6 protein-coding genes are annotated in these 7,327 nt (G+C 60.6%); all 6 read left to right on the top strand.

Annotated features, from left to right (window positions below; genetic code table 11):
- The coding region (locus AC1DY5_RS34960) for a PglL family O-oligosaccharyltransferase (RefSeq protein ID WP_478118991.1) at positions 1-1,216 on the top strand (1,216 nt) is incomplete at its 5' end.
- 58 nt (positions 1,217-1,274) lie between these two features.
- Positions 1,275-3,197, top strand: a complete 1,923-nt coding sequence (locus tag AC1DY5_RS34955; RefSeq protein ID WP_478118990.1) for a polysaccharide biosynthesis protein — start codon at positions 1,275-1,277, stop codon at positions 3,195-3,197.
- A gap of 1 nt (position 3,198) precedes the next feature.
- The gene (locus AC1DY5_RS34950; RefSeq protein ID WP_478118988.1) at positions 3,199-4,494 is read left to right on the top strand and encodes a nucleotide sugar dehydrogenase; all 1,296 of its coding nucleotides are present in this window, start codon (positions 3,199-3,201) and stop codon (positions 4,492-4,494) included.
- Between the two features lie 4 nt (positions 4,495-4,498).
- Positions 4,499-5,446 carry a Gfo/Idh/MocA family protein gene (locus AC1DY5_RS34945; protein WP_478118986.1) on the top strand — a complete coding sequence of 316 codons (948 nt, stop codon included), beginning with the start codon at positions 4,499-4,501 and terminating at the stop codon, positions 5,444-5,446.
- Positions 5,443-6,024, top strand: coding sequence for an acyltransferase (locus tag AC1DY5_RS34940; RefSeq protein WP_478118985.1), 582 nt, complete (start codon positions 5,443-5,445; stop codon positions 6,022-6,024). Before AC1DY5_RS34945 ends, AC1DY5_RS34940 begins: the two co-directional genes overlap by 4 nt.
- The gene (locus tag AC1DY5_RS34935) at positions 6,021-7,124 is read left to right on the top strand and encodes a DegT/DnrJ/EryC1/StrS family aminotransferase (protein WP_478118983.1); all 1,104 of its coding nucleotides are present in this window, start codon (positions 6,021-6,023) and stop codon (positions 7,122-7,124) included. Before AC1DY5_RS34940 ends, AC1DY5_RS34935 begins: the two co-directional genes overlap by 4 nt.
- The last annotated feature ends 203 nt before the right edge of the window (positions 7,125-7,327 follow it).

Here is a 7,327-nt window from a genome sequence, read left to right as displayed (position 1 = left end):
TTCCCAACCCAATCAACTGGCAACCCTCTTGACGCTTGGGCTCGTCGGCACGGCGTTCCTTTTCGAAAGCCGAGCGCTTCGCGCGACCGTTGCCATGGTCGCGGTGCTCGTACTCGCTTTCGGCGTAGGCATGACGCAGTCGCGCACGCCGCTGCTGGTACTGGCCATTGCCTGGCCCGCCTATTGGCTTATGCGGCGGCGGGTGGCTTTGCGAACAACACCGCTGGCACTCTTGCTGGCCACTGCTGGCTTTGCATTGACAGCCTGGGCTTGGCCGGCGCTGAACAGGATCCTGTTGCTTCCCGATGCCTCGTCGCTAGGGGAACGGATGGGCCAGAACCTTCGATTGACTCTGTGGCAATCAATGGCTGAGGCCTTGGCCCGCTCTCCTTGGGTGGGTTATGGCTGGAACCAGGTTCCGCTGGCTCAGCAGGCGACTGCGCTGGAATTTCCCGCTACGCGCTACTACTTTGATTCCGCGCACAACTTGATTTTCGATATCGCGTTGTGGAACGGGCTCCCTGTCGCCCTTGTCGTGGCGGTCGGCTTGTTCCTCTGGTTTGCGAGTCGGATTGCCGCGTGTCGTGATCCGCTGACTTGGTCCGTGCTGCTCGCTGTGGCGGCCGTCTTCTGCCATGCGATGGTCGAGTACCCGCTTGCCTACGCCTATTTCCTGCTTCCGGTCGGATTCTTCATGGGAGCCGTGAACGGGAAAGCGGGGACGCATGGTATGCGGTGGGCGCAATTCAGCCTGCCTCGACCGGTCCTGGGTTTCGCCGGTTTGGCCGTGTTGCTGATGTTCCTCAGGGTGAGTGTCGAGTACATCCAGTTCGAAGAGACGTGGCGTCAGATCAGACTCGAGCAGTCGAGGATTGGCGGCGCCAAGGCGGCGCCATCGCACACCCTCGTCTTGACTCAACTTCAAGCGCGAGCACGCTTCGCCCAAACTACACCGACGAAGGGCATGTCGGCGGATCAGTTGGATTGGATGGGCCACGTCGTGGAGCGCTACGGCTGGGCCGGAACCGCCTTCAAATACGCAGAAGCGTTGGCTCTCAATGGACAACCCAGAGCGGCGGCAGTCGTGCTCGCAAAGCTTTGCAAGACTCAAACGCCCAAGCTTTGCATCAAGGCGCTTGATGAGTGGCGATCCGATAGCGAAGCAAAATATCCGGAATTCCGCGAGGTCGCATTGCCCRCCGCGGGCGGACTATGAGGCGCGATGATCGCCGTCGATGGCGAACGTTCTGCCGCTGTGAGCGTATCTGAATCAAATGCAAGAAACAATTCTTGGCTGGCCCCGGTTTCACAAGCGCCTTGTGGTCGTCTGCCTCGACCTGTGCCTGGTGCTTCTTTCGACCTGGCTTGCTTTCACGATCCGCCTGGACACCTGGCATCAACCCGAGGGCGGTGAATGGGCCATGTATGTGATCGCGCCACTGCTGGCGATTCCCGTCTTCATCAAATTCGGCCTGTACCGGGCCATTTTTCGCTACACGGGCATCGCTGCGATCCTAACCACCGGCAAGGCGGTGAGCGTTTATGGGCTGATGCTCGCGCCCTTTGTTTGGTGGCTGTATCACCGTGGCGGAATTCCACGCAGCCTCATCGTTCTTCAGCCTCTCATCTTCTTGCTGCTTGTCAGTTCGAGTCGGACACTCGCATGGCATTGGCTGGCGGCAAGAACCGGTAAGCCGGGTAGTCGTTTACTCATCTACGGCGCGGGAAGTGCCGGCGCCCAGACCGCCGCAGCCCTTGCGAACACACGGCAGTACGCGCTGCTGGGATTCCTCGACGACGACCTCGGCAAATCCGAAGGGAGCATCAACGGTGTGCCTGTCTTTTCCGCATCGGAGGCGCCCGACGTCGTCGGTCGGCTCGCCGTCACGGATATCCTGCTTGCCCTGCCCAGCGTGAGTCGCGACCGACGCAATCAGATCATCGCGCAGTTGCAGTCCCTGCCGGTTCGGATCCGCTCGCTCCCGGGACTGGCGGACCTCGCGAGCGGTCGCGTTACGGTCGACGACTTTCGCGATCTCGACGTCGAAGACCTGCTCGGGCGTGACCCCGTGGCGCCACAGCCGGAATTGCTGGCGCGGGCCCTGGCGCGAAGAGTGGTTTTGGTGACCGGCGCCGGCGGCARCATTGGCAGCGAACTCTGCCGTCAGATTGCGAGGGTGGGCCCCAGTCAACTGATCCTGGTCGAGCACAGCGAATATGCGCTCTACCGCATTCACCAGGAACTGGTATCGCTGGTCGGGCTCGCCGCACCGGATGTCCATCTGCTGCCGCTGCTGGCCGATGTCTGCAATTTCGAACGCATTAGCGCCATCTGCCGAAAGCATCGGCCTGAAGTGGTGTATCACGCAGCGGCCTACAAACACGTGCCCCTGGTGGAGACCAATCCCGGTGCGGGCATCATCAACAACGTCCTCGGAACGCTGAACATGGCGCGCGCGGCCACAGAGGCGGCCGCCGAGCGCTTCGTGCTGATCTCCACGGACAAGGCGGTTCGACCTACCAATGTCATGGGCGCCAGCAAGCGCGTGGCTGAACTCGTGCTCCAATGTCTCGCCGCCGGCGATGGTCATCTGTACGACGACGGTGCCAATCACAAGGTCGAGGGAGAGAGCGCGCCGCGTGCGACCTGCTTCTCGATGGTGCGCTTCGGCAACGTGCTGGGCTCCAGCGGCAGTGTCGTRCCATTGTTTCGCTCACAAATCGCTGAAGGCGGGCCGCTCACCATCACGCATCCGGAGGTCACTCGCTACTTCATGACGATTCCGGAGGCGGCGCAGCTCGTCTTGCAAGCGGGGGCCATGGCCGAGGGCGGCGACCTCTTCGTGCTCGACATGGGCATGCCGGTGCGAATCCTGGACCTGGCAAAGCGGATGATCGCGCTCTCCGGACACACCATCCGAGATGCGACGCGTCCCACCGGTGACATCGCCATCACCTTCACCGGTCTTCGCCCCGGCGAGAAGCTCTTCGAAGAGCTTCTCATCGGAGAGAATCCACTGCCCACCGAACATTCCCGGATCATTCGCGCGAAAGAAGATTTCATGGCATGGCCTGTGCTCAAGGATCACCTTCAACGACTTCTGAGCGCCGCCCGCAGCGACGATGTCGAAACGATGACAACGCTGCTGTGCACGATGGTGCCTGGTTATACGCCCGATGCGGCGCGGGCGTCCTAGCATGAAGGACGCGGAAATCAGGCTTGCGATTATCGGTCTCGGCTACGTCGGCCTGCCGCTGGCGGTGGCCTTCGGGCGCCAGATGCCGGTCGTCGGCTTCGACACCAATCAGCGTCGGATCGAAGAGCTCGAGGCCGGGCGCGATCGAACCCTGGAGGTCCCATCCGAGGACCTGCATGCCGCGATGCAGCTGAGTTACAGCGCGAATGCGGCCGATTTGCGCGACTGCAATGTGTTCATCGTGACCGTGCCAACGCCCGTCGACAGCGCGAACCGGCCGGACCTTGCGCACCTCTTGCATGCCAGTGAAACGGTGGGCCAGGTGATGCCCCGCGGCGCCATCGTGATCTACGAGTCGACGGTGTACCCGGGTGCGACTGAAGAAGTTTGCGTGCCCGCGCTCGAACGCGCCAGCGGCCAACGTTTCAACGAAGGCTTCTATTGCGGCTACAGCCCTGAGCGTGTCAATCCCGGCGACAAGGTCAACACGCTGGCGAAGATCCGCAAGATCACGAGCGGCAGCACCCCGGAGGTGGCGGAGATCGTTGATCGCCTGTACAACCGGGTCGTGACGGCGGGCACCTACAAGGCGCAAAGCATCAAGGTCGCCGAGGCCGCAAAGGTTATCGAAAACACGCAGCGCGACCTCAACATCGCACTCATGAACGAGCTTTCCGTCTTGTTCGACAGACTGGACATTGACACCCTCGAAGTGCTCGAAGCCGCAGGCAGCAAGTGGAACTTTCTGCCGTTTCGTCCCGGCCTTGTGGGGGGGCATTGCATTGGGATCGATCCGTACTACCTCACCCACAAGGCGGAACAAGTCGGCTACATCCCGCAGATCATTCTGGCGGGTCGCCGAATCAATGACAACATGGCCCGCTATGCGGCGCGAAACACGATCAAGCTGATGCTGCAGGCCGGTATGGACGTCCCCCGCTGCAGGGTCGGCGTGCTGGGTATCACCTTCAAGGAAAACTGTCCGGACATCCGAAACAGCAAGGTGGTGGACTTGGTGCGCGAACTGGAGACTTGGGGCGCGCAAGTCGTCGTGACCGATCCATGGGCCAGCGAAGACGAGGTGCAGAACGAATACGGGCTGCAGCTTGGCACGATCGACGAAAATTACCCGGTGGACGCATTGGTCGTCGCGGTAGGCCATACCGAATACCGGGCACTCACGCCCTCGGCATTGCGGCGCTATTGCCGTCATGCGGCGCCGGTGCTGACCGATGTCAAGTCACTCTACGATCGTCATGAGGCAGCCAGCGCCGGCTTCACGGTGTTCAGGCTCTGAAGAAATGAGGAACTTCGCACTTATCGGCGCAGCCGGGTACATCGCACCACGGCACATGCGAGCGATCAAGGACACCGGCAACACGCTCGCCGTGGCCTATGACGTCAACGACTCGGTCGGCATCATTGACAGTCTTGCACCCGATGCTGAGTTTTTTACTGAGTTTGAATCGTTCTATGAGCATGGTCATCGGCTCAAGCGGTCGCCATCGTCCGCTCTGGACTATGTGTCCGTCTGCTCTCCCAATCACCTGCACCATCCACACATCGCGGCTGGGCTGCGTTGGGGTTGCGACGTCATTTGCGAGAAGCCGCTCGTGCCGTCGACCGACCTGCTCGACGATCTGGTGTTGATTGAGCGCGAAACCGGCAAACGCGTGTTCACTATCCTGCAGTTGCGCCACCACGACGCCATTCTCCGGCTGCGTGAAAAGGTTGCCAACGCTTCTGCGGACACCAAGTTCGATGTGGACCTGACCTACATCACGTCGCGCGGTAAGTGGTATTCGGCGAGCTGGAAAGGCGACCCACGCAAGTCCTTCGGCGTGGCTACCAACATCGGTGTCCATTTCTTCGACATGCTGCACTTCATTTTTGGGGACGTGGAGAACATTGTGGTTCACCATTCTGGCGACCACAAGGCGGCCGGATTTCTTGAGTACGAGCGGGCTCGCGTGCGCTGGTTTCTGTCCATCGATGCCAGCGATCTGCCGGATGAGGTCAAGGGCAAAAGGACGACTTATCGATCCATCGTCGTGAACGGCGAGGAGCTCGAATTTTCCGAAGGATTCACGGACCTCCACACCGTGAGTTACCGCGAAATTCTGGCCGGCCGAGGCTATGGCTTGATGGATGCTCGCCAGGCGGTTGAATCAGTGCACATCATTCGCACCAGCCGACCGAACCCTTCGCATTCTGACAGTCATCCATTTCTGAAGCGGTTGACAGTGTGAGCGCTGTGGTTCACGAAACAGCCATCATCGATTCCGGCGCCCGTGTCGGAGAGGGAACCCGCGTTTGGCATTGGGTGCACGTGAGCGCGGGTGCAATCATTGGAGAGAATTGCTCCTTGGGCCAGAACGTGTATGTCGGAAACGACGTGCGCATCGGCAACAACGTCAAGATCCAGAACAACGTCAGCGTCTACGATGCCGTGACGCTCGAAGACAATGTTTTTTGCGGCCCCAGCATGGTCTTCACCAATGTCTACAACCCCCGGTCGGCTGTAAGCCGTAAAGGCGAATACCGACGCACGCTCGTATGCCAGGGTGCGACGTTGGGCGCTAATAGCACCATTGTCTGCGGTGTGATCGTGGGCCGCTATGCCTTTGTGGGCGCCGGCGCCGTGGTGAATCGCGACGTGCCGGACTTCGCATTGATGCTCGGCGTGCCTGCTCGACTCGCGGGCTGGATGAGCCGAAGCGGCGAACGGCTGGAGTTTTCGGGTGAACTGGCGACATGTCCGGCTACCGGGGAAAGATACGTGTTGCGCGATGGCATTTGTGCGCTGGCGGGCGAGGGATCGGCATGATCGACAAGCTGGAGTTCGTGGACCTCAAGGCGCAATACAGGGCATTGAAGGCGCAGATCGACGAGCGAATTCAGCGCGTGCTCGACCACGGCCAGTACATCATGGGGCCGGAGGTCGCAGAACTGGAGAGCAGGCTAGCCGCGTATGTTGGCGCCAGCCATTGCGTCACGGTCGCGAGCGGCACTGAGGCGATGCTCATTTCGCTGATGGCAATGGGTCTCAAGCCGGGAGACGAAGTCATCACCACGCCGTTCACCTTTGCCGCCACAGCGGAAGTGATTGTCTTGCTGGGCGGCAAGCCGGTGTTTGTCGACATCGAACCCGATACCTGCAACATTGACGCAAGCCTGATCGAGGCAAGGATCACCGACCGAACGCGCGCCATCATGCCCGTCAGCTTGTATGGTCAGTGCGCTGATATGGATGAACTCAACGCTATCGCAACGCGCCACGGTTTGACCGTGATCGAAGATGCTGCGCAGAGTTTTGGCGCGAGTTACAAGGAACGGAAGAGCTGCAATCTCAGCACCTTCGGATGCACCAGTTTCTTTCCCAGCAAGCCGCTTGGCTGCTATGGCGATGGAGGCGCGATCTTCACGAGTGACGACGGGTTCGCTCAAGTCTGCCGCGAGATTCGCGTGCATGGCCAAAGCGCGCGTTACACCCACTCCCGAGTCGGTGTCGGCGGGCGGATGGATACCTTGCAATGCGCCGTCGTCCTCGCCAAGTTGCAACGCTTTGGGTGGGAGATCCAGCGTCGCCGGGAAATCGGTGCTCGTTATCAAACTTTGCTAGCCGGCACGGAAGTGGGCTTGCTGAATGTGCGGCCCGACCGCGATTGTGTGTGGGCCCAATACACAGTCTTCGTTCGAGATCGATCGCAGGTTCAAACTGCGCTTGCGGCGCAAGGTATTCCCACTGCAGTGCACTACCCCCAGCCGTTGCACCTTCATGCGCCCTATGCAGAATTCGGCAGCCCGGAGGGCCTCCCTGAAAGCTTGTTCGCGAGCAAGCGCGTGATGAGCTTGCCAATGAGTGCCGATCTGACGGACTCGCAGCAGGACTACGTCGTCTCACGACTGGCGCTCGCTCATGCGTGACTTGCAACCACAGAACGAGGCCGGGCTGGAAAGCTGCGTCGGAGTAGCACGGCAGCACAACTGCCTGTCCATGCACGGTGCTGCATGATGCGCATTCTTTGCCTGATCCGGCGATCGCTCGCCGACATAGTTGCACTGTGCAATGTGGTTTTTGCGGCGCACGTGCTACGACGGTGGGCGGACGAGGCCAGAGCCCACCGGGC

The sequence above is a fragment of the Variovorax sp. P4_D9 genome (assembly GCF_056401695.1).
This window is presented reverse-complemented; position numbering and strand designations above follow the sequence as displayed.

Coding starts and splice junctions, on each gene's coding strand:
- AC1DY5_RS34950 (WP_478118988.1), top strand. CDS start 3,199: ATGAAGGACGCGGAAATCAGGCTTGCGATTATCGGTCTCGGCTACGTC.
- AC1DY5_RS34945 (WP_478118986.1), top strand. CDS start 4,499: ATGAGGAACTTCGCACTTATCGGCGCAGCCGGGTACATCGCACCACGG.
- AC1DY5_RS34935 (WP_478118983.1), top strand. CDS start 6,021: ATGATCGACAAGCTGGAGTTCGTGGACCTCAAGGCGCAATACAGGGCA.